This window comes from Enterococcus dispar ATCC 51266, from assembly GCF_000406945.1.
Lineage (GTDB): Bacteria > Bacillota > Bacilli > Lactobacillales > Enterococcaceae > Enterococcus_C > Enterococcus_C dispar.
Map to the genome: position 1 here is coordinate 2725632 of NZ_KE136354.1, position 24687 is coordinate 2750318.

Below are 24687 nucleotides of genomic sequence, written 5' to 3' on the forward strand. Positions count from 1 at the left end.
CTACGCCTCCTCTTTTGCAGATTCAATCGCTTCACTGATAGAAGTTTCATCACCCCATAAGACATCATAGACAATATCAACCAATGAGGCGCGAGTTAAGATGCCAACGACCCGTGTTTTTTGGTCCACAACTGGAACATATTTTAAGCCACGTTTTAAAATACGCTGTAAAACGTCCCGCAATAATTTATCTTCTTTTACATAGAAAACGTCTTTATTTAAAATATCCCCCACACTTGAAGCTTTGCCGCGCATTTTATCTATGGATTCAACGTCAATATAACCTTTTAAAATCTTACTGTTATCTGTAACTAATAAGGTATCAACCCGTTTTTCTCGCATCAAAGAGATGGCTTCGCGTAAAGATTTTTCCGGAGTAATCGTAATGGCATTGTTTAGCATAACTTCACCAACCGTCGTAGTATCCGGCTTAGCTTGTAGTAGGCGGTCTTCGCCAATTAATTCTTCAACAAATTCATTGGCAGGATTACGCAGGATATTTTCCGGAGTATCAAATTGAATCACTTTGCCTTCACTCATAATGACAATGCGATTGGCCAATTTTAAAGCTTCGTCCATATCGTGGGTAACAAAAACAATTGTTTTGCCTAACCGTTCTTGTAAATCCTTGACTAAGTCTTGAAGAGCATCACGAGTAATCGGATCCAACGCACCAAAAGGTTCATCCATTAAAATAATATCTTGGTTGGCTGCTAAGGCCCGTACGACACCAATTCGTTGTTGTTGACCGCCAGAAAGTTCTGCTGGATAACGATCTAACATTTCACGGGGTAATTCGACTAAATCAATCATTTTTTCAGCTGTCTGTTTGCGCGTCTCTTCATCGACTTTCATCAACTTTTGGACTAAAGTAATGTTTTCGCGAATCGTCATATGAGGCATTAAACCAATATTTTGAATGACATAGCCAATTTGGCGGCGTAATTCCACAGGATTAACGTCTTTGACGTCTTTATCGTTAATGAGGACTTTACCTTTTGTCGGTTCGTTCATTCGATTAATCATGCGCATACACGTTGTTTTACCAGAACCACTTGTTCCGATAAAACAAATAAATTCGCCTTTGTTAAAAGACAAATTGACGTCTTCGACAGCGACTTTACCGCCTTTATAAATTTTTGTTACGTGTTGAAATTCGATCAATTTACTTCACCTCTTCATCATTTTCCCAGTTATGTATCACTACTAGTATGTAAGTAAATGAAGGATATGACAAATAATACGCATATTTTTGGAAAAATTTCTATTTGGTAGAAAAATTGATACCGCTTTTTTTATAAAAAAACACTCTGCTAAATTTTTAGCAGAGTTTTTAGCAGAGTGTAGTATAAAACTATGGCGAATCTAATCAACCGGATACAAGTTGGCTTCAATTTCTGAACGTTTATTGGCTAAAAATGGCGGCAGCGCAAAACTTTCTCCTAACGTTTCTAACGGTTCATCAATCGTAAAGCCAGGAGACATTGTTGCAAATTCTAAACGATTACCACCAGGTTCGCGAATATAAAGACTTTTGAAATAGCCGCGGGAAATAATCTCCTCAATTTGCCAATCTTGTGCTTGGGCTCTTTTATATAAGACTTGTAAGACCGCATCATCTTTGACAGCAAATGCCACATGATCAATGCTACCACGTCCCATCCGCATTTTTTCGTTTATTTCAGTTTGATAAAGCTCTAAGTGTTCATTCGTACTTAATCTTATTTTGTCATCTTCAACGGTCCAATCCAAATAGCGTTTAAAGAAATCAGTTGTTGCTGTAATATCTGAGACATGCAATTGGGTAGAAGCAAGCCCTAATATTTGTTTGTCACCAGGCACATCATTTTGAACCTGCAATTCAGGTTTTAGAGGTCCTTCCGTGACTTCGTTTAAAATAAGCGCTACATTATCAGGATCTTCAAAAAATAATTGTTTTTCTTGTTTGGTGACAGCCACACCTGCATTTGTTAATCGTTCATACCAATAATTTAAGCTATCAGCAGGAATATTGAGGCCGATGGTGGCTAAAAAGTGATCGTGATCGTAACGTTGTCCTAAGTGGGGAACGATAAAAAACGTTACAACGCTACCAGGACTGCCGGTGTAGTCCCCATAATAATAATGGAGCATCCGCGTATTTTCTTGATTGACGGTATTTTTGACAAAGCGCATCCCCAGCAACTGGGTATAAAACGCAATATTTTTCTTGCGATTTTTAGTTAACAATGAAATATGATGAAAAGCTGGCATAAAAGACACCTCTTTTAGGAATTAGAAAAATCACACGATAGCAATCGCACTATTTTCTTACTTTATGTAAGTTTAACGACTAAAAAAGTTTTCAGCAAGTAATGTGTCTCATTCATCGTCAAGCACTATAAAAAATGTTAAAATACAAAAGACAATTTCAGAAAAGAGTGGTAAAAATGTTAACAACAGAAGATTTTGATTTTGATTTGCCGGAGGAACTGATTGCGCAAACACCATTGGAAAAACGATCGAGTTCACGACTGTTAGTTGTAAATCGACAAACAGGGGAAATGGAAGACAAACATTTTAGTGATATTATTGATGAATTAAATCCAGGCGATGCATTGGTGATGAATGACACACGCGTTTTGCCTGCGCGTTTGCATGGCGAAAAACCGGATACAGGTGGTCATTTAGAAGTACTCCTTTTAACCAATACCACAGGTGATACGTGGGAAACATTAATTAAACCGGCTAAAAGAGCAAAAATTGGGACAGAAATTGTCTTTGGTGATGGACGGCTAAAAGCGGTTGTAGAAGAAGAATTAGAACACGGCGGACGTATTATTACGTTTAAATATGATGGTATCTTTTTGGAAATTTTGGAATCCCTTGGAGAAATGCCTTTACCTCCTTATATTAAAGAACGTTTGGAAAATCCAGATCGTTATCAAACTGTCTATGCCAAAGAAAATGGCTCAGCGGCAGCACCAACAGCTGGTTTACACTTCACCCCAGAATTATTAGCAGCAATTGAAGCCAAAGGGGTAAAACTGGTTTATTTAACGTTACACGTAGGTCTTGGTACTTTTAGACCGGTTAGTGTCGACAATATTGCTGAACACCATATGCACAGTGAATTTTATCGTTTAACAGAAAAAGCCGCACAAGAGCTAAATGAAGTGCGGGTAAGTGGGGGCAAAATTGTAGCTGTTGGAACAACTTCGATTCGCACATTGGAAACAATCGGCACCAAATTTAATGGTGAAATTAAGGCCGACAGTGGCTGGACAGATATTTTTATTACACCAGGTTATGAATTTAAAATTGTTCAAGCTTTTAGCACTAACTTCCATTTGCCAAAATCAACCTTAGTAATGTTGGTAAGTGCTTTTGCTGGGCGAGAATTAACATTAGCAGCTTATCAACATGCGATTGAAGCCCGTTATCGCTTCTTTAGTTTTGGTGATGCGATGTTTGTAAAATAGTTGACCTCAAGCAGCAAAAGTTATTTTAAACGCCTTGATTAGACTAATAGTTTTAAAAAGAAGAAGAGACCGCTTTAAATACAAGTAGTCTCTTCTTGTTTTTGTTTTCTTGGGAAATTTATCAGACACAAAGAAAGAGGATGGGCTCTCGAGTGCCCATCCTCTTTTATATCATGGAAGGATTTGTTGAAAAGGGTTATTTGCAGTTTATATATGCAAAGTATCAATCTCTTGTGTTAAACATAAAATTTTGTTTTCACTACATTTTCTACACTAAAACATGTGATTCTTGTTGCTATTCACTTGTAATCTTGTATCCTGTAATTGTTACGTATTGATTTTTTACTACTTGTTGTGTTAAATCTCAACCTCTAATACGCATTCACTATTTATAATTTTTTTACTTCACACATATAAATCTAGGTGAATCTTGTACATCGAACAACTTTTAGCTTGTTTAATTTATCTTCTTTTCGAGATCTCCTTTCCAACAAATATCTTCCTTCCTTACACCCATAGTATAGCACGGTATAAAAGCGCTTACAAGAGATAGGCTCCTATTTTGTAAAATAAAATTTCCTACGTTAATTGTGAATATTTTTTGAACAATTGTGAAAAAACCGCATATAGTTTGTGGTCTTAAAAAATCATATGTTATAGTTAAATTATGAATAAAATAAAGGGAGAGAAGATGATGGACTATTATAAAAAAACAGCAGATGAAATAGTGAAGGGATTTTCTTCACAAACTCAAGACGGACTTAGTAACAAAGAAGCCCAAACGCGCTATGAAAAATATGGACCAAACCGTTTTGCTGAAGAGAAAAAAGATTCTATGCTGAAAAAGGTTTTACTGAGCTTAACAGATTTCACCACCTTAGTTTTAATGGTGGCGGCGATTATTTCATTTTATACTGCGATTGCGACAGAGCATGGCGATTTATTTGAAGGAATTTTGATTATTGCGATTATTGTCATTAATTCTGTTTTGACGATTGTCCAAGAAGGAAATGCTGAAAAAGCGCTAAGTGCGTTGCAAGATATGAACAAACAAACCGCTTCCGTCATCAGAGAGGGACAGCAAAAAGATATTGACGCCGATGAATTGGTACCAGGGGATTTATTGGTAATCGAAAACGGTGCGATGATTGCGGCGGATGCTCGTTTAACGCAAGCTTCCCAATTGCGAATTGAGGAGTCTGCGTTGACCGGGGAAAGTGAGCCGGTAGAAAAAGATGCTGATTTTATCAGTGAAGAAGAGTTACCTTTAGGTGATCAGCAAAATATGGTGTTTAAAGGCTGTACTGTCGTAAATGGTCGGGGCCAAGCAATTGTGACTGGTACTGGTATGGAAACTGAAATGGGTAAAATCGCAGGCCTCTTAAGTGATTCCGGGACGTCTTTGACTCCGTTGCAAAAGCGATTAAATCAATTAGGAAAACAAATTAGTTTAATTGCCCTAGTTGCTGCCGCCTTAGTCTTTTTTATTGGCTACTTGCAAAATGAACCACTTTTAGAAATGTTTATGACATCTGTTTCTTTAGCCGTCGCAGCAGTTCCAGAAACATTAACCGTCATTGTTACCTTGACTTTAGCGTATGGTGTGCAAAAAATGGCGAAGAAAAATGCCATTATTAGACGATTACCAGCAGTGGAAACATTGGGCACAGCCAGCGTAATTTGTTCCGATAAGACTGGGACTTTAACACAAAATAAAATGCAAGTTCGTCGGGTTTGGTCGCGTGGAGATGAAGTAACTGATGTTGAAGATGGCATGACTGCTGAAGCGATGGAGGTATTAAAAATCGCTAGTCTTTGTACCGATGTGATCGTGGAAAAAGGCGAGGACGATGAAGTAGTAGTCAAAGGTAATCCGACTGAAGTTGCGATTGTGCGTGCGATTGAAGAAAATTATCACACAAAAAAAGAATTGGATGAAGAATACCCCCGGATTGCTGAATTGCCTTTTGATTCGAAGCGAAAAATGATGACGACTGTCCATAAGATGGGCAATAAAAAGTTTCTTTCTGTTACAAAAGGTGCCTTTGATGTCTTAATGCCTAAATTTCATTATGGCGATGTTGAGCGAGCCCAAGTCGTCAATGATCGTTTTGGTAAAAAAGCATTACGGGTAATCGCAGTGGGATATCGGGTTTTTGAAGAAGAACCCACTGAAATTACTTCAGAAAATTTGGAGCAAGATTTACGATTACTCGGTTTAGTGGGGATGATTGATCCGCCGCGTCCGGAAAGTAAAGGGGCGATCAAAAAAGCCCGGAAAGCAGGTATCAAAACAGTTATGATTACCGGCGATCACGTGGTGACAGCTAGCGCGATAGCCAAAGAATTAGGGATCTTAAATCATAAGAAACAAGCAATTTCAGGAGCACAATTACAAAAATTAACGGACGAAGAACTAGATGGGAAAGTAAAAGAGTTAACCGTCTATGCCCGGGTAACGCCAGAAGATAAAATTAGAATTGTTAAATCATGGCAGCGAACAGGCGCAGTGGTGGCGATGACAGGTGATGGTGTCAACGATGCACCCGCATTAAATGCCAGTAATGTTGGTTGTGCCATGGGAATCACCGGAACAGATGTGGCCAAAGGAGCTGCAGATATTGTTTTAACAGATGATAACTTTGCGACGATTGTCGATGCAGTTGCACAAGGACGGACTGTTTATCAAAATATTCGCAAAGCAATCAACTTTTTATTAAGTTGTAATATCTCCGAAATCTTTATCGTTTTAATTGCGATGCTGATTGGCTGGGGTGCACCTTTTAGTGCTGTTCAATTATTATTTGTTAATGTGGTAGCCGATGGATTACCTGGGTTTGCTTTAGGTAGAGAACCCGCAGAAGCGGGAATTATGAATGAGCCGCCAATTCCAGCACATGAAGGAATTTTTGCTCGCGGACTTTGGAAAAAAATTGCGGTAAATGCAGGTATTTTTACTGTCGTGACACTTTTTGGTTATTATTTAGGTTCTTTTGTGGATAGTGTCAGCCCTTGGGTTGATGCAAGTCCAGAAGTTGGTCAAACGGTTGCTTTTCTAGTCTTAGCTTATTCTTCAATTATTCATGTCTTTAATGTCCGGAGTAGTCGTTCCATTTTTCAAGTGAAATTATCATCGAATAAATCGCTTTTTGAAATGGCTGTATTGGCGATTTTGATTACGACTGCTATCGCGTTATTACCTTTTACACAAGAATTATTTAATTTGGTTCACATTAGTTTAAATCACTGGTTCTTAGTGGCGATATTGTCAATTGTACCAGTATTTGTAAACGAAATGATCAAGTTCCATTTTTCATCAGATGAAGACTAAAAATCATTTGAAAACTTACAATCAATAAAAAAGGAGCTGTGACAATTTTTGTCACAGCTCCTTTTTTATAAATGGCGATTCATAAGTAACTACTGTCACGCCTTTTTTAATTCACTTAATTTTTTCAGAGAGCATGGATTAAAAAGTTTCCGCTTCATTTGGTAAGTTGTTGTAAAAAGCTGCTTTAGTAGCGTAAATATAAGGATTTAACCATAAGTAGCCAATACCGCATGTTAAGACTGCTAGGATATGCCAGCCGATGAAACTTAAATCCAACCAGAATAATTGGCCTTTATAACCGTTCATTAAACGACGACTTGCCGTGATACATTCTAGATAGCCTGGTTTTTGACCGGTACCTTCTAAAATATCATAGTAAATAAAGTTGGCTTGGGCATAAGAATAACTTTTAATAATCCCAGGAATCAATAACAGCAATGACCACAAACCAATAAAGATGGTTGAAAGTAGATAAATACATACAACACCAACTAAGGAAGGACTTTTAAATGCTCGGAAAACATCACTTAGAGGGTTAATATCTACCCGTTTCCCCCGATAAATATCTAAAAACGTCCAAGACATTCCAGAAACAAAAATAGTTGTTAGCAATCCGCTAAGAATGCCGCCGCCTTGATTGCCAATTTGGGCTGTCCAAGAAACATCACCATTATTGCCCATCCCATTTGAAACAGTGTCCAATGTCTCTGGACTAAAAAATGCGACGCCACCGATAATTGCAATAAGAGGAATGATAATAATTGCTGCAATGGCAATGCCGATAACAGTTGGGATTAAGTTCATTAAAACAGCATCTTTCCAGCGCCCTTGTAACATTTGTTTTGCTTCTAACTTTAATTCACCAGATGATTTCATTTTTTCAACTCCTTTTTTTAAGTAAGTTCAGTATAACAAAAACTTTAACTTTTGGAAATTACAAGAAATTTTTAATAATAAGGCATTTTTTTGCCAAATAAAGGCACATTTATTAAGAGAAAATAACAGTCAAAATTATGACCTTGCAAATTTTTTGCGCAGCCTTTATGATGATTGAAGCTACAAAGAACAAAGTAGAAAGTAGGGAGCAAAATGGCGCAAGAACCTGCCATCAAATACCGTTTAATTAAAAAAGAAAAACATACTGGTGCACGATTGGGAGAATTAATCACCCCACATGGGACTTTTCCTACACCGATGTTTATGCCAGTAGGAACACTAGCCACAGTCAAAACAATGGCTCCAGAGGAATTAAAGGAAATGGGTGCTGGCGTAATCTTAAGTAATACTTACCATTTGTGGTTACGTCCGGGAGAAGATTTAGTCGCAGAAGCGGGCGGTTTACACAAATTTATGAACTGGGATCAACCTATTTTAACAGACTCCGGCGGTTTCCAAGTTTTCTCATTAGCTGATATGCGTAATATCACTGAAGAAGGAGTTCATTTTAAAAACCATTTAAATGGAGCACCGCTCTTTTTATCACCAGAAAAAGCCATTGATATTCAAAATAAATTGGGATCAGATATCATGATGAGTTTTGATGAATGTCCACCATTTGACGAAAGTTATGATTATGTCAAAAAATCAGTCGAACGAACTTCACGTTGGGCTGAAAGAGGATTAAAAGCCCATGCCAATCCTAACCAGCAAGGATTATTTGGGATTATTCAAGGCGCAGGCTTTGAAGATTTACGACGTCAAAGTGCCAAAGATTTAATTGGCATGGATTTTCCTGGTTACTCTATCGGGGGATTATCTGTTGGCGAACCAAAAGAAGAGATGAATCGCGTTTTAGACTTTACCACACCACTAATTCCAGACCACAAACCCCGCTATTTAATGGGTGTTGGTGCGGCGGATTCCTTAATTGACGGTGTGATTCGCGGGATCGATATGTTTGATTGTGTGTTACCTACACGGATTGCACGAAATGGTACTTGCATGACATCTAAAGGACGCCTGGTTGTGAAAAATGCAAAATTTGCCCATGATTTTAGACCGTTAGATGAAAAATGTGATTGTTATACTTGTCGTAATTATAGTCGGGCTTATATTCGTCACTTAATTCATTGTGATGAAACGTTTGGTATTCGCTTAACAACGTATCATAATTTGTATTTCTTGTTGAATTTGATGAAACAAGTCCGTCAAGCGATTATGGACGATAATTTATTAGAATTCCGCCAATCTTTCTTTGAAGAGTATGGTTACAATAAAGAAAATGCGAAAAGTTTTTAAAATTCATAGAAAAAACTAGTTTAAGTAAAGAATCTTTGTTAAAGTTATTCTTGTGAATTAAATTAAACGAGGTGAATAATATGGGCGGCTTACCAACAATTCTTATGTTCGTTGTGTTGTTAGGAGCAATGTGGTTTATGTCACGTTCAACAAAAAAACAACAACAAGAACGTCAAAATACATTAAACGCAATGAAACCAGGTGATGAAGTTGTAACAATCGGCGGCTTGCACGGCGTCTTAGCTGAAGTTGACGAAACGAACAAATTAGTAACAATTGATTGTGAAGGAGTATTTCTTGTTTTTGACAAACAAGCTATCAAATCAATCACTCCTGGTAAATCAGTAGTAGTTGACGATACTGTCACAGAAGTTAAGACAGAAGATTTAATTTCTAATCCTACTGATACTGAAGACAATAGCGACAAAGATTAATCCTGCATTTTGCAGGATTTTTTTTTTTGACGATTTTCTTTCTTTTATTAAATAAAAACTTTGAGGACTATAATAGGCGTATTCTAACTCTTTGTAAATTAGTGCACGAATAAATGAATGTCTAATTAGGGTTACTGCGAATAAAAATTACTTAAGTTATAATTAATCTATTTTCATTTTACTTAAAACAATAAAAAAATATTTTCAAAGCAGTGCTAAAGTTCAAAAGCTTTGTAACTGCTTTCTTTGTTTTTAAATCAATGATTAGAAAAACGCTGTTAGAGTAAGGCTAAATTTGATTTAAAAAAACTGTGAAAAAAATCACAAAAAGTATTTACAACGAAAAAAATATAGTGTATAGTTCTGTATGTGAAATGATTAACAAAGAAAATTACCCAACTTTTAGGAGGAACACAATGGCTAAGACATTGGAAAAAGAAGTTAAAGTAATCGATACGGATGTAGTAATCGACGAGTTGGCAGCAAAAGCAAATGAAGCTGCAAAACAAATGGAAAACTTTACCCAAGAACAAGTAGATAAAATCGTTCATGAAATGGCAATGGCTGCTTTAGACAAACATATGCCTTTAGCAAAAATGGCAGTGGAAGAAACTGGCCGTGGGATTGTTGAAGATAAAGCAATCAAAAATATGTATGCTTCAGAATATATCTGGAACTCAATTAAACATGATAAAACGGTCGGTGTTATCGGCGAAGACAAACAAAAAGGTCTAATCGAAGTTGCAGGTCCTGTCGGTGTCGTTGCAGCAGTTGTTCCAACAACTAACCCAACTTCAACTACTATTTTTAAAGCAATGATTTCATTGAAAACTGCTAATGCAGTAATCTTTTCTTTCCATCCATCTGCACAAGAATGTTCAAAAGAAGCAGCGCGTATCGTTCGTGATGCAGCGATTGCAGCAGGCGCTCCTGAAAACTGTATCCAATGGATTGAAAAAGAACATTCTTCAATTGAAGCAACGCAAAAATTGATGAATCATCCAGGTGTTGCAATTGTATTGGCAACTGGTGGTCCTGGCATGGTGAAATCAGCTTACTCAACTGGTAAACCAGCTTTAGGTGTAGGTGCAGGTAACGTACCAGCTTATATCGAAAAAACAGCAAAAATTAAACGTGCAGTAAACGACGTTATCGTTTCAAAAACATTTGATAACGGTATGATCTGTGCTTCTGAACAAGGTGTTATCGTAGACAAAGAAATCTACGCAGCAGTAAAAGCAGAATTTGAAGCACATCAATGTTATATTGTGAAAAAATCAGAATTGAAAAAATTAGAAGATGCAGTTATGAACGAAGGCAAATATGCGGTTAACCCTGCAATTGTTGGTCATCCTGCAACTGAAATTGCTAAACTAGCTGGCATTAAAGTTCCGGAAGGGACAAAAATGTTAATTGCAGAATTAGATGGCGTTGGGGCTGATTATCCATTATCTCGCGAAAAATTATCTCCTGTTTTAGCGATGATGAAAGCCCAAAGTACTGAACACGGCTTTGAATTAGCTCAAGGTATGTTGGAATTAGGTGGTCTTGGTCATACTGCAGTTATCCACACTGAAAACGAAGACTTGCAATTACAATATGGCTTGAAAATGAAAGCTTGCCGTATCTTAGTAAATTCTCCTTCTGCTGAAGGTGGTATCGGTAATATCTACAACGAAATGATTCCATCATTAACATTAGGTTGTGGCTCTTACGGTCGTAACTCTGTCTCTAAGAACGTATCTGCGATCAACTTAATCAACGTTAAAACTATCGCGAAACGGAGAAATAACATGCAATGGTTCAAATTACCTTCAAAAATTTACTTTGAAAAAAATTCATTATTATACTTGGAAAAAATGGAAAATGTTGAACGCGTTATGATCGTTTGTGATCCAGGTATGGTGCAATTTGGTTATGCGGATACAGTACGTGAAGTTCTAGCACGTCGTAAAAATGATGTGAAAATTGAAATCTTCTCAGATGTTGAACCAAACCCTTCAACAAATACTGTTTACAAAGGTCTTGAAGTCTTTAATGCTTTCCAACCTGATACAGTAATTGCTCTTGGTGGTGGTTCTGCAATGGATGCAGCCAAAGGCATGTGGATGTTCTTTGAACACCCAGATACTTCATTCTTTGGCGCTAAACAAAAATTCTTAGATATTCGCAAACGGACTTACAAAATTGGCAAACCTGAAAAAACACAATTTGTATGTATTCCAACAACTTCAGGTACTGGTTCAGAAGTAACACCATTTGCTGTTATTACTGATAGTGATACTCATGTGAAATATCCATTAGCTGACTATGCATTGACACCAGATGTTGCTATCGTGGATCCTCAATTTGTAATGTCAGTACCAGCAGGAGTTACTGCGGATACTGGGATGGACGTTTTAACACACGCAATTGAATCATATGTTTCTGTTATGGCATCTGATTACACACGTGGTTTAAGCTTACAAGCAATTAAATTAGTCTTTGACTATTTAGAAAAATCAGTGAAGACACCTGATATGGAATCTCGCGAAAAAATGCACAATGCTTCAACAATGGCAGGTATGGCATTTGCTAACGCATTCTTGGGTATTTGTCACTCAATCGCACATAAAATTGGTGGGGAATATGGTATTCCTCACGGACGTACAAATGCGATTTTATTGCCGCATATTATCCGTTACAATGCCAAAGACCCACAAAAACATGCAATGTTCCCTAAATATGACTACTTCCGCGCTGACACAGATTATGCTGACATTGCGAAATTCTTAGGCCTTAAAGGTGAAACAACTGAAGAATTAGTTGAAGCATTAGCAACAGCAGTTTACGAATTAGGTAAAAAAGTCGGCATCGACATGAGCTTGAAAGCCCAAGGTGTAACGCAACAAACATTGGATACAACTGTTGATCGTATGGCAGAACTTGCTTATGAAGACCAATGTACAACAGCAAATCCAAAAGAACCTTTAATCTCTGAATTAAAAGGTATCATTATTGAAGCGTACAACGAAAAAGCTTAATTTTATAGCTGACGTTTAAGACGATATTTGATATTTTTGATTAACAAAAACCGCCCGGCTTCTTAGCAGCTGGGCGGTTTTTTACTAGAAAAGGTTAAAATCTTTGCCTAGATAAATTCATTTACAGAAGATTCTTCATGTCTAACTTTTTGCGATATTAAGTCAAAATTCCAAGAAATTTGAAAAGCAATTTATTGAAATTCTGTCCTAATGCTTGGAAACAAAACGAGTTCAAAAAGCTTTTCCAGTTGTCTAGCTTTCTGAATCACCCCTTCGGCCAAAAGCCAAAATTAGCAAAAATGAAACAGCCATTTTAGCAAGTTGTGGTCTTATGGCTCAGGGCAGAGCGATTCCTTCAGCTTTTCTCATACTCCTTGACTTTTTGGGCACATAATTTGATACTTGGCTATAAAGAAATAAGGGGAAAGGAAGTGAAAAAATGTTAGCAGAAGCAATTGCGCAATTAAAAACGTCTCAAGTATTATTGAAGAAATTTGTCGCAGGAATTGAAAATCCTACTGATGACGCAACATTAATCCAATTACGTAATGACTTAGTCGATTACGGCGAAAGTTTATCTGTCGTAACATATTTTTTTAAAGATCAAGCAGAAAACGAGCTTAAAAATTATGAATTACGAAATATTTTGCAGCAGCAATATACCTTATTACAAGCTATTATTGGTGAGTTACAGTCAACAGAAGGGCAAGCAGAAGCAAAAGCAAAATTTGATTTGACACCAGGGGCAATCCGGCGATTGACAGAAAGTTTAAAAGGTATCACAGAACTCAACCGGACTTTGCAAAAAGAACCTAATCTGGTAGTTGATTTAACTAAAGTGCCAGTTACAAAAGAAAGTGCAGCACCAGAAAAAAATAGTTTTTTTAAACGACTTTTTAAAAAATGATCAATAAAAAATAACGTCCTTTTCAAATTTTGAAAAAAGACGTTATTTTTTGTTTCATCTAAGTGATAACTGAAGTTTAAAAACGAAGCGGTATTTCATTTTGTCCTCTACTTGCATACTTTCTTACATCAATGCCGCGGGCTTGGCACCACTGCCAAACTTCATCAGTAAAAATAAGCGGAACTGTTTCTAAACTATGAGTATTTTTTTTACCTACCATGGTGTAAAGAAGCGCCAAATCTTCTTGCCAATTTTGAATCATCTCAATCGTATCCTCAACGCCGTGGCTTAAAAGTTGATTTAAAATGGTGGCAGAAATACCTACTGTGTCAGCGCCTAAAATTAATGATTTGAAAATATCAAAAGCATTGCGAATGCCACCTGAGGCGATTACTTCAAAGGAGCGCGTTACTTGGGCAGCTTCAAGTAACGAAATAACAGTCGATTGACCAAATTCACTTAAATACGCCATTTCACGTTTTGGTCGGCGTGCATTTTCAATTTGGGTAAAACTAGTACCGCCTTGACCAGAAACATCAATCGTTTGAACCCCAACACTGATTAATTGCAGCATCGCTTCTCTGGTCATGCCAAAGCCAACTTCTTTGACTATTACTGGTACTTGGAGTTTTGCGACAATTTCAGCGATGTTGTCTAACCAATCCGAAAAAGTTCGATCTCCTTCAGGCATGACCAATTCTTGCGGTGCATTTAGATGGATTTGTAAGGCGTTAGCACCAAATAGTTCCACGGCACGTTGCGCATTTTCCAAGGCGTTATGCGCACCAATATTGGCAAGAAAAAAGCCAGCTGGATTAATCTGGCGCACTATTTTAAAACTATCACTGACACTTTCGTCTTTTAAAGCAGCCGTGACAGAGCCTGTTGCCATCATTAACTGACATTCTTTAGCAATAAGGGCCAAATCGTGATTAATCTGTAATGACTTTTTGGAACCACCAGTCATGGCATTAATGAAAAAAGGAAAGTTTTCTTCGTGATTTAAAATCTCTGTTTTTAAACTGACATCTTTTACATCAATTTGTGGTAACGGGGTATGAATTAAACGGACTGCGTCAAAATCATTTGTTTTTTCTTTATGAAAAGCTTTTGCTAAGCTTACGTGTTCATCTTTACGATTCATGCTGCGTCCTTTCTTCAACCTTTTTTGGATAATGATAAACGTGTAAGGGCAGCGGTGTGATACCAGCTTTTTCCCAAACGCTCATCAAAGGCAATATACCACTTTTTTGATCGGTAATCACGATACCGCAATCACCGCCACCAGCGCCAGAGGATTTGGCAGCACCACCGTAATTTTCAGCTAAATCGCAGAGCATTTTTAATGGGGGTGTTTCAATCGTGACATTGGTGATTTGGGTTAATTCGTTTAAAAGCCGCCGGTTCTTCTTGATCATTTTTTTTATCAAGCTGATATTTTGGGTGTGAAAACCAGTAATCATTTGCTCTACACAGTCTTTACTGGCGGCTAAAAATTCTTCATAAGAAGTAGAGGTTTTCTTATCTGCTCTGGATTCATTTACTTGATCCACCAGATCAGAAGTAGACGCAGGAGATCCTGTCCAACCGATCAACAAACGCAGATGAGAAACTTCTGGCAGCGGTGTAATAGCAAGCTTAGGCCATTTTTTTGCTAATAAAGTCGTGATACTTTCGGTTTGGCGATGTTTTTGCAACCAATTTTGTTCAAAGGTAGAAAAAGCAATCCAGCCACCGTAAGAGCTTGCGGCAATATCTCCGCAAGAGCCATTGCCTTGCACTTCTAGGTGAGATAAGGCTGCTAGTTTAAAAGTCATCATGGGAGTTAGCGAAAGTTCATAAAATGCACTTAATGCTTTTACTGTTGCGACTGTTACCGCTCCGCTGGAACCCAGACCGTATTTACGACCATTAGAGTTATCCAATTCACTTGTGACCTTTAAATCAAAGAAAGCCAATTGTTTGCCTTGTTCTTGGGCATATTTTTCGGTGATTTTAATTGCTGCCAAAATATAATGAAATGGATTTTCCCGAATATCTAAAACCAGTTCGCCACCGCGGCGCGTCCATTTTACTGGCAATTCACTGTATTGCGCCGATTGGATGCTACCACTTTTTGTGGCTTTTGTGATGGTAACTGTGATAAATTGATCGACGGCGATAATAATTGCAGGGTGACCTGCTTCAACCACGGCATATTCTCCTGCAATATAAAGTTTTCCTGGAGCCGAAGCTTCCACTAACATTTCTTTTTCCCCCTGTAATGTGTCTCCATTTATAAATACGTAATTCCTGGACCGCTAAAAGCGGTGACAAGCTGATCTGTTGCAAAATAATCACGTAATTTAGCTTTGATCTTTTCAGCATCTTTTTTCAGGCATAATACTTTAACATTTGGTCCAGCATCCATGGTGAAATAACAAGGGATTCCTGCTGCCCGCATTTTTCTGACCGCCTGCATTGCTTTTAAACTGTCAGGTGACCAATAAGTAAATGGGGGCACGGCTGCTAATGTCGTGCCGTGCATTTTTAAAGCATTGTTTTCAGCGATGCTACCTAACTTATTAAAGTCTTGCGCGTGGATGGCAATTTTAGCGCTGGCTAAATCTTGCGGTGTCGTTTGCAACCAACCTTCATAAAAGGCTGAAGTTTCGACTGTTCGTCGCATACCATCACGGCTGGAAACATCTTTTTCTTGATCGTTAATCAAAATAAAGAGCATTGCCAGTTCATTTTCCCAGCCATTGCTTGGCACCACTTCAGCAAAAGAAGTTTCATCACTGTTACCTTTTTGCCATTCCACAAAACCAGGGAAAATACTGCGACAAGCAGAACCTGAACCACGGCGCGCTAAGCGTGATAAATCCCGATCAGACAAATCTAATTGCAGCGCTTGGTTGCAAGCGGCAGCTAGGGCGGCTAAGCCGCTTGAAGATGAAGCTAAACCAGCGGCATAAGGAACATGATTATAACTTTTTACTTCAGCGAAAAGCGGACAAGTTGCCATTTTGCGCACTAAGTCTAAAAAGCGGCTGACTTTTTCTGTGCTTTTTTCATCTTGTAAACTATCATCTAAATAAAAGGTATCTGCTGTTAAATCTTCTGAAAATATTACCGTCGTCTCGGTATAAAAAGCATCTAAAGTTAATGAGAGACTGTTGTTCATGGGAATAATTAATTCTTCATTGGCTTTGCCCCAGTATTTGATTAAGGCGATATTGGTGTGTGCCCGGGCACTTCCTTTAAGCATATTGATAAACTCCTAATTCTTGAATCCAAGTTGCTTTGGCACCTTGGTTAGTTAAAGCGGTCGTAATTTTTTTGGCGGTACTGTAATCTGAAGCTAGGGCGATCATGCAGCCACCCTTACCACCACCAGTTAGTTTAGCGCCTAGTGCGCCATTTTGATTGGCCACCATAATTAAATTATCCAATGTTTGATCGCTTACTTGTAGGGCGGCTAAGTTTTTTTGGGCAGCATTCATTAGTTCCCCCAGATAAGCGGCTTGATTATTTAAAATAGCCTTTTTAGCTTTTAAAGTTAAGTCTCCTAGCTCATTAATTAAATGACCAGTAGTCTTATTATCTTGTTCAAAACGTTGCGCTACTGCTTTAACAGTTTGGCGGGTTTTGCCTTTAACACCGGTATCTGCCACAATTAAAAAACCACTGATATTGATAGGAAAAGTCTCAAAAGCGGCGCTTTTTTGAAATAAAATCGGTTCATCACCGGCTGTGGCTGCAGCATCAATGCCACTTGGATTCCCATGGGAAATTTTCTCAGCATAATTTACATAGGTTAATAAAAGCTCATGGCTTAGGGGTAAATTTTGCCAATCAAAAAATGCCCGGGTAATGGCTACCGCAACAGCAGCGCTTGATCCCATTCCTCTTTCAGCGGGAATGGTACTAGAAATTGTAATTTGTACTGGTGGCGTAGAAAAGTCATGACGCAATTGGTGAATGAGTGTTTTAATATTTTCCAGACTTTTTGGTGCCTTCGCTAAGGGACCGACAAAATAACCCGAACGTAATACATCGTAAATGTGGTCGGTTATTTCAGCTGTGACATGGGTCGGTTGGAAAGGAAAAGCGATGGCGGGTTTTCCATAGACAACAGAATGTTCCCCCATCAAAATAATTTTTCCATTGGCATTACCTTCACCACTGGATTTCATGCAAATGCCTCATTTCTTTTTATATTTAAATAAAACAAAATATGTACTGCTTGTCCATTCTACTAAAAATTAAGCGAATCGTTAAGGGTTTATGAAAAATTTCAACGCTTTTCAATTTTTTCTTAAGAGATTTTTTTAACTTCTTTTTTTAAATTCATTGCATTTATAAAGGTAAACTATAGAAAGCTATTTTTTTGTCAGTCAAATAATTTTTTTCACTTAGGTGGCTTGTTCTAATTTTTAAGCCATATTGGTAGCGGATTTTATCAAAATAGTACCTGTTTTTGTGAGTACTTTCTTATTTGACGCAACAAGATGTTGTGGGGTATAGTGTGTCAGGTAGAGAAAAAACACAATATTTAGTGATAGGTGAGTTGGAGGTCCATGAGTGTGATTGTATTAGCAGGTACCATTGGCGCAGGTAAATCAAGTTTAACAGAAATGATTGCCAATCATTTAAACAGCGAAGCATTTTATGAATCAGTTGATGATAATGAAGTATTGCCCTTATTTTATCAAGATCCCAATAAATATGCTTTTTTATTACAAATTTACTTTTTGAATAAACGATTTGATAGTATAAAAAAAGCATTGCAACACGAAGACAATGTTTTGGATCGTTCGATCTATGAAGATTCTTTATTATTTCATTTAAATGCTGATTTGGGTCGGGCAACTGCCACAGAAGTACAAGTGTACGATGAATTGTTGGCCAATATGATGCAAGAATTGCCATTTGCCGCTCAAAAAAAGCATCCTGATTTATTGGTTCACATCAAAGTGTCCTTTGAAACGATGTTAGCGCGAATTAAAAAACGTGGTCGCGAGTTTGAACAATTGGAATATGATCCAAGTCTTTACGATTATTATCAAGAATTAAATCGTCGTTATGATGCGTGGTTTGAAAACTATCACGAGAGTCCAAAATTACAAATTGATGGCGATCTGTTGAATTTCGTGGAAGATGAAGTAGCGGCAAAAGAAGTTATCCAACTGATTGATGACAAGTTGGCAGAAATTCGCCAATTAGAATTTATCGGCTAAAAAGTAAAACGCTGGAATCCAGGCTTATGAATAGGGATTCCAGCGTTTTTTGTTATAATTGAAGATAGAAAATCAAATGAGGTGGAATATGGAACATAAAAGAGAATTTAATCAAGGCGCCTCTTATTGGGTCCAAGTCGATAATCACAGTGTCACCACTTTAAGTGAATTACAAGAAAAGTACCAGTTAAGTGATGAAATGCTGACATATTCTTTAGATAAAAACGAACGCGCGCGGGTAGAATATGATCCCGAAGAACATGCTTTTTTACTGGTTTATAACGTGCCTCATCGCCATAAAACAGATAATCATTATGAAACAAGTCCGATGACTTTTATTATTAAAGAACATCATCTTTTTTCTTTTACGACAGAGCATACCAGCTATGTAGCAGATATGATGGAGAATTTACTCCACAAAAATAGTAAACAAAGTGAATACAGCTTATTGTTCCACACGCTATTTTTAATCTCAGATTCTTTTTTTCCTTTGATTGAAGAAGTGAACAGTGAGCGGATGCGTTTAAATCAAAAACTGCGGGAAAAGACGACAAATAAAAATTTACTGGAACTTTCTGACCTTGAAATTGGTTTGGTCTATTTAGTAACAGCGACCAAACAAAATGCGGTCTTATTGCAACAAATCCGCGCCTTGAATATTTTCCATCGCCTGCAAGATAATGAAAAAGAGCAATTGGAAGATGCTCTAATTGAAGCCAAGCAAGCAGTGGAGATGACGAATTTAGCTGCTCAAGTTATCGACCAACTTTCAGGTGCCTATAACAATCTTTTAAATAATAATTTGAATGATACGATGAAATTTTTAACTATTTGGTCGTTATTGCTTACGGTACCGACGATTGTTACGGGCTTTTTTGGCATGAATGTTCCGCTGCCCTTCTCCCATTCTGTTTTTGGTTGGGGGATTGCAATGTTGATCAGCATTGGCTTATCTGTTTGGATGCTTTTGGCTATGTGGCGCCGGATTAAATAAGCTAATCTTTAATAACAAGCCCCAGACTAGCTGCAATAACTAAGGCTTGTTGGGAATTGACAATGAGCCCGCGCAAGTTTTCTTGCTCTAAAATGATGCGATAAAATTTGTTATTGCTAAAATCAAGCTTGTTTAAAGATGTATGGCCCCAATTACTACCTGTTAAATCATTGTTAATGAAGTTTATATGTTGCCATTTCAGATTGTAAAATTCACTATCAGTCAGGCGACAATTGGCGAAAGTCACAACTTTCAAATTTCCTTGACTAAAAGAGACAAAGTCACAAAGACAGTCGTGAAATTGACAATCGCGTAAATAACTTTCTGCAAAATTGGCTCCCGTGAGCTTACATTGTTCAAAAATTACTTGATGAAAGCTGGCTTTAAGCCATTCAATATTGGAAAAATCACAATTACGAAAAATCACGTTGCTAGCCTCGAAATTGTCCAGGCGGGTTTTATGCAAGGTGATTTTTTCTAATTCACTTTGACGAATGATGATGTTTTTACCAGTTAAATAGCTGTGATCGCTATTAGTAAAACGATTTGCTTCAAAGTGGGCTTCATCTTCAATAAAAAAATCATTTTTAATTAAAACTGGTAATTGAGGTGGGGCAGGCTGCTTCATTGGCGCGTCTCCTTTGTGGTTTGTTAGTTGCATTTTAGCTAAAAAAAATACTAAAAACAAATTAAGCTAAAATAGATATGTCATTTCACTTAAAAATATTTATTATTTTAGAATAATTATTGTGAAAAATATTTTATCTCATAAATTTCTAATGTTGAAAACGTATTATCGCAAGCTTTAGAATGAAAACTCCTGTTATAAATAAGGCAATAGAGATTCACAAGCAGAATGATCGCCTTTAGCTTCTTTTTTTTCTAGAATGTAAACGGAAACAGAAAATAGATTGTTTCACACTTATTTTTTCAGAATTGCTTTTTTCTCTTTTTTTGAAAAAGTTTGTGAAAAAAGTAGTATGAATGAGTTTATTATTGGAGGAATAAAAAATGACAAAAACGATTATTGTCGGAACTAACCATGCCGGAATTGCTGCTGCAAATACATTATTAGATAATTACCCAGATCAAGAAGTCGTGATGATCGACCGCAATACGAACTTAAGTTACTTGGGTTGCGGCACTGCCTTGTGGGTAGGCCGTCAAATAGATGGTTATCAAGACCTTTTTTATACAAATAAAGAAGCATTTGAAGAAAAAGGCGCCAAAATTTATATGGAAACTTCTGTAACCAGGGTTGATTTTAACAAAAAAATCGTTCATTGCGAAAAAAAAGACGGTTCTACGTTTGAAGAAAATTATGACAAAATTATTTTAGCCACAGGTTCTCGCCCAATTTCACCTAAAGTACCCGGTCACGATTTAGACGGAATTCACTTCTTGAAATTATTCCAAGAAGGACAAGATGTTGATCGCGAAATGGCACGAGACAGTGTAAAAACAGTGGCTGTCATTGGTGCTGGTTATATCGGTGTAGAAATTGCAGAAGCAGCAAAACGCCGAGGTAAAAATGTCTTATTATTTGATGCTGCTGATCGTTCATTGCCTTCATATTATGATAAATGGTTTACAGATGATATGGATAAAAATTTGGCAGATCACGGGATTGAATTACATTTTGGAGAATTGATCAAAGAATATAAAGGTGATAGCCGCGTAGATGCCGTTGTTTCTGAAAAAGGGCAATACCCAGTGGACATGGTTATTAATGCGATTGGTTTTGGGCCAAATGCACAATTAGGAAAAGATCATTTAGAATTATTTGCTAATGGGGCTTATTTAGTTGATCGTCACCAACAAACAAGTGATCCAGATGTTTATGCAGTCGGAGATTGTGCGACCATTTACTCTAATGCACTTGATGCTACGACTTATATTGCACTTGCCTCTAATGCTGTTCGTACAGGAATTGTGGCGGGTCATAATATTGGTGGCACACCGGTTGAATCTGCTGGCGTTCAAGGCTCAAATGGCATTTCAATTTTTGGCTTTAATATGGTTTCAACAGGCTTGTCTGTGGCTGCAGCCCAAAAGAACAACATGGAAGTTAAATACACGGACTACGAAGACTTACAAAAACCTGGTTTTATTAAAGAAGAAAATGGTGATGTGAAAATTCGTATCGTTTACGAAGCGTCTTCACGTCGAATTGTCGGTGCACAAATGTCTTCCACCGAAGATATTTCCATGGCAATCCATATGTTCTCACTGGCAATCAGCAAACACGTTACAATCGACGAATTAAAACTATTGGATATCTTCTTCTTGCCACACTTTAACCAACCTTACAACTACATTACAATGGCTGCTTTAGCTGCTGAATAGGTAGAAAAATAAAATAAGTGTAAAAACGTTAAGAGCAGTTTTATCGCTGTTCTTAGCGTTTTTTTGTAATCTTAAAAAATTTTAGGCTGTTGGGGAAAAGTTTGTCATTATAGTGCTACTTGCATTTGGTAGTTATGAAAACTGACAGATTTCTTTTTATTAAATGCGAAAATATTGGAGATAAAGAATATTTCAAGTGGTAGGATTAGTTTTCACTTGACGCCTCCTATAGGGATAACGGCATAATGAAATAGTAGACAATTTAATTTAAGTGGTAGGCTGATTATTAAAAACTTAGGGAGGATTAAAATGGCAAGACCAAAAACAAAAGAAGCGTTACTTCAAGCAGGAAATGATACTTATCTTAATATGATGGAATTATTAGACACACTGCCACAGGAAAGTTTAACGCAAAATTTCACCTTTGACGTTGAAAAGGAAAAGCAAGCACATTGGCAGCGGGATAAAAATTTACGGGATGTTTTCGTGCATCTGTATGAATGGCACAAGCTGCTGTTAGATTGGGTAGCGGCCAATCAAAATGGAAAAGCAAAGCAGTTTTTAAAAGCTGGCTATAATTGGAAAACTTATGGGAAAATGAATGAGGAATTTTTTTTAAAACATCAAAATACCAGTTATGAAGAGGCGTTGCAACTTATAGCTAAAACGCATTACGAAGTTATGGATTTGGCTAAGACATTTTCTAATGAAGAATTATTTGAAAAAGGAGTATTTCCGTGGGTGGGAGGAAGTACCTTAGGAAGCTATTTTGTTTCTGCAACAGCGAGTCACTATGAATGGGCAATGAAAAAAATCAAACGATTCAAAAAGAGTTTGTAGCTCCGTAGTAAAAAAGTCTGTCTACCCAAGTATGTTTTAATCTTATGCGTAAGAGTAACCAAATTTTGAAAACAAATATAAAAGAATATTCAGAAAATTTAGAATAAACTGTTGACATCATTTTCACGAAGCTTTATGATATTTGTAACAAACAAGCAGGTGATGAAAATGACAACTTCGACATTCATGATGAATTTATTATTATAGCCTAGGACTCTTTTGGTAATTTAAGAGTCCTATTCGCATTGCATTAACGGTTAAAACCTTAATGGAATGCTTTTTTTATAAATTTTTTTGGAGATAAAAGCTGTTGCACATTGCAAATTACTGCATCAAGGAGGGAATTACATGCGCGAGATTCAATTTTTTGACACAACGCTACGGGATGGCGAACAAACTCCCGGTGTTAATTTTAATACGAAAGAAAAGGTGCAGATTGCCTTACAGTTAGAAAAATGGGGTATTGATACAATTGAAGCGGGCTTTCCGATTGCTTCTGAGGGAGATTTTGAGGCTGTAACAGCAATTGCCAAAGCGGCAACTACTATGACGGTAGCTGGCTTAGCGCGGTGCCAGAAAAAAGATATTGATCGTGCTTATGAAGCGTTGCAACATGCTAAGTTTCCTCAAATTCATGTCTTTTTGGCAACGAGTGATGTGCATATGCAATACAAATTAAAAATGACAGAAGATCAAGTCTTAGCAGCGATTTGGGAACATGTGAGTTATGCAAAAGAAAAATTCGCCAAGGTTCAATTTTCACCTGAAGATGCTACTCGTACCAACAAAGAATTTTTATTAAAAGCTGTTCAAACGGCAATTGATGCGGGTGCCACAATTATCAATATTCCCGACACAGTCGGTTATTCCAATCCGAATGAATATGGTGCTTTGTTCAAATATTTATTGGCAAATATCAAAAGTGAAGAAGAAATTATTTTTTCTTCCCATTGTCATGATGATTTAGGTATGGCCACAGCCAACGCATTGGCTGCAATTGAAAATGGTGCCAATCGAATCGAGGGTACAATAAATGGCATTGGTGAACGCGCGGGAAATACGGCTTTAGAGGAAGTAGCCGTAGCACTGCATATTCGCCGTGATTTCTATCAATGTGAAAATAAAATTCAACTTAAAGAAACAAAACGAACCAGTGATTTAATCGCCCGTCTTTCAGGAATTTCTATTCCACGTAATAAGGCGATTATTGGCGGCAATGCCTATGCCCACGAGTCAGGAATTCATCAAGATGGTGTTTTAAAAAATCCAGAAACATATGAAATTATTACGCCACAATTAGTGGGTGTGAACACGAACTCCTTGCCACTGGGAAAACTTTCTGGCCGTCACGCTTTTGTAACCAAAATGGAGGAATTGGGCTACAGCTTAGCAGAAGCAGAAGTCAAACCACTTTTTAAACGTTTCAAAAATTTGGCAGATAAGAAAAAGCAAATTACTGACGCGGATCTCCTGGCTTTGGTAGCCGATCAAGTACGCCAAGGAGAAACAAGTCTTCACTTAGCTGGTGTGCAGTTACAGTATGTTTCTAATGGTCATCAAGGCGCGATTGTTTCGGTTCGTGACAAAAAAGGAGAAATCAAAATGGCTTCTGCGATTGGTTCTGGCAGTATTCAAGCAATCTACAATTCAATCGATCAGATTTTTGAACAACAGCCAGTTTTGATCAGCTATGAAATCACCGCTTTAACTGCTGGCGAAGATGCACAAGCACAAGTGCAGGTGATTTTAGAATGTCCCCAGACAAAAAAACGGATTAACGGAATTGGCATTGATTTTGATGTCTTAGAAGCTTCGGCAAAAGCCTATGTTCAAGCCAGTGGTAACCTAAAAAATCTTTTCTCAGAAGATAAATAATAAAGGTGAGGGGAAT

At 37.4% G+C, this 24687-nt stretch carries 19 protein-coding genes; 11 read left to right on the top strand and 8 right to left on the bottom strand.

Going from position 1 to position 24687, the window contains the following annotated elements; translation table 11 throughout:
* Together RK01_RS12915 and RK01_RS12920 are read right to left on the bottom strand one after the other, a co-directional pair.
* Positions 1–1164, bottom strand: a complete 1164-nt coding sequence (locus tag RK01_RS12915; RefSeq protein ID WP_016173729.1) for a betaine/proline/choline family ABC transporter ATP-binding protein — start codon at positions 1162–1164, stop codon at positions 1–3.
* 201 nt (positions 1165–1365) lie between these two features.
* On the bottom strand, positions 1366–2253 hold the full coding sequence (locus RK01_RS12920) for a VOC family protein (protein ID WP_016173730.1): 888 nt from the start codon (positions 2251–2253) through the stop codon (positions 1366–1368).
* Between the two features lie 176 nt (positions 2254–2429).
* Here RK01_RS12920 and queA point away from each other — a divergent pair, with 176 nt between their 5' ends.
* A complete protein-coding gene (queA, locus tag RK01_RS12925; RefSeq protein WP_016173731.1) occupies positions 2430–3461 on the top strand; it encodes a tRNA preQ1(34) S-adenosylmethionine ribosyltransferase-isomerase QueA in 1032 nt (343 codons plus the stop codon).
* 694 nt (positions 3462–4155) lie between these two features.
* Positions 4156–6792, top strand: coding sequence for a cation-translocating P-type ATPase (locus RK01_RS12930; RefSeq protein WP_034864665.1), 2637 nt, complete (start codon positions 4156–4158; stop codon positions 6790–6792).
* A gap of 138 nt (positions 6793–6930) precedes the next feature.
* On the opposite strand, the gene RK01_RS12935 is transcribed toward RK01_RS12930, so the two are convergent.
* Positions 6931–7668, bottom strand: coding sequence for a DUF975 family protein (locus RK01_RS12935; protein ID WP_016173733.1), 738 nt, complete (start codon positions 7666–7668; stop codon positions 6931–6933).
* Positions 7669–7881: 213 nt separating this feature from the next.
* Here RK01_RS12935 and tgt point away from each other — a divergent pair, with 213 nt between their 5' ends.
* From tgt to RK01_RS12955, 4 genes are all read left to right on the top strand, one after another.
* Positions 7882–9030: a tRNA guanosine(34) transglycosylase Tgt gene (tgt, locus tag RK01_RS12940; protein ID WP_016173734.1), complete on the top strand. Its 1149-nt coding sequence runs from the start codon at positions 7882–7884 to the stop codon at positions 9028–9030.
* Between the two features lie 80 nt (positions 9031–9110).
* Complete coding sequence (yajC, locus tag RK01_RS12945) at positions 9111–9464, top strand: preprotein translocase subunit YajC (protein WP_016173735.1); 354 nt, start codon at positions 9111–9113, stop codon at positions 9462–9464.
* 416 nt (positions 9465–9880) lie between these two features.
* On the top strand, positions 9881–12487 hold the full coding sequence (gene adhE / locus RK01_RS12950) for a bifunctional acetaldehyde-CoA/alcohol dehydrogenase (protein WP_016173736.1): 2607 nt from the start codon (positions 9881–9883) through the stop codon (positions 12485–12487).
* Between the two features lie 439 nt (positions 12488–12926).
* A complete protein-coding gene (locus RK01_RS12955) occupies positions 12927–13394 on the top strand; it encodes a hypothetical protein (protein ID WP_016173737.1) in 468 nt (155 codons plus the stop codon).
* Positions 13395–13470: 76 nt separating this feature from the next.
* On the opposite strand, the gene fni is transcribed toward RK01_RS12955, so the two are convergent.
* Genes fni through mvk form a run of 4 tightly spaced genes read right to left on the bottom strand, consistent with a single transcriptional unit; the run spans position 13471 to position 17572 of the window.
* Complete coding sequence (gene fni, locus RK01_RS12960) at positions 13471–14538, bottom strand: type 2 isopentenyl-diphosphate Delta-isomerase (RefSeq protein WP_016173738.1); 1068 nt, start codon at positions 14536–14538, stop codon at positions 13471–13473.
* On the bottom strand, positions 14528–15640 hold the full coding sequence (locus RK01_RS12965) for a phosphomevalonate kinase (protein ID WP_016173739.1): 1113 nt from the start codon (positions 15638–15640) through the stop codon (positions 14528–14530). Before RK01_RS12965 ends, fni begins: the two co-directional genes overlap by 11 nt.
* A 29-nt stretch (positions 15641–15669) precedes the next feature.
* Positions 15670–16644 carry a diphosphomevalonate decarboxylase gene (mvaD, locus tag RK01_RS12970; RefSeq protein WP_016173740.1) on the bottom strand — a complete coding sequence of 325 codons (975 nt, stop codon included), beginning with the start codon at positions 16642–16644 and terminating at the stop codon, positions 15670–15672.
* Entirely contained in the window at positions 16637–17572 is a 936-nt protein-coding gene (gene mvk / locus RK01_RS12975) for a mevalonate kinase (protein ID WP_016173741.1), read from the bottom strand. Before mvk ends, mvaD begins: the two co-directional genes overlap by 8 nt.
* A gap of 384 nt (positions 17573–17956) precedes the next feature.
* Here mvk and RK01_RS12980 point away from each other — a divergent pair, with 384 nt between their 5' ends.
* A complete protein-coding gene (locus RK01_RS12980; RefSeq protein ID WP_206903592.1) occupies positions 17957–18616 on the top strand; it encodes a deoxynucleoside kinase in 660 nt (219 codons plus the stop codon).
* Positions 18617–18704: 88 nt separating this feature from the next.
* Positions 18705–19610 carry a magnesium transporter CorA family protein gene (locus tag RK01_RS12985; protein WP_016173743.1) on the top strand — a complete coding sequence of 302 codons (906 nt, stop codon included), beginning with the start codon at positions 18705–18707 and terminating at the stop codon, positions 19608–19610.
* A gap of 1 nt (position 19611) precedes the next feature.
* On the opposite strand, the gene RK01_RS12990 is transcribed toward RK01_RS12985, so the two are convergent.
* Positions 19612–20238: a pentapeptide repeat-containing protein gene (locus tag RK01_RS12990; protein ID WP_016173744.1), complete on the bottom strand. Its 627-nt coding sequence runs from the start codon at positions 20236–20238 to the stop codon at positions 19612–19614.
* A gap of 383 nt (positions 20239–20621) precedes the next feature.
* On the opposite strand from RK01_RS12990, the gene nox reads away from it, so the two are divergent.
* The 3 genes from nox (at position 20622) to RK01_RS13005 (ending at position 24671) form a co-directional block, all read left to right on the top strand.
* The gene (nox, locus tag RK01_RS12995) at positions 20622–21956 is read left to right on the top strand and encodes a H2O-forming NADH oxidase (RefSeq protein WP_016173745.1); all 1335 of its coding nucleotides are present in this window, start codon (positions 20622–20624) and stop codon (positions 21954–21956) included.
* A gap of 309 nt (positions 21957–22265) precedes the next feature.
* The gene (locus tag RK01_RS13000) at positions 22266–22796 is read left to right on the top strand and encodes a ClbS/DfsB family four-helix bundle protein (RefSeq protein ID WP_016173746.1); all 531 of its coding nucleotides are present in this window, start codon (positions 22266–22268) and stop codon (positions 22794–22796) included.
* 348 nt (positions 22797–23144) lie between these two features.
* Positions 23145–24671 carry a 2-isopropylmalate synthase gene (locus RK01_RS13005; RefSeq protein WP_016173747.1) on the top strand — a complete coding sequence of 509 codons (1527 nt, stop codon included), beginning with the start codon at positions 23145–23147 and terminating at the stop codon, positions 24669–24671.
* Positions 24672–24687: the final 16 nt, after the last annotated feature.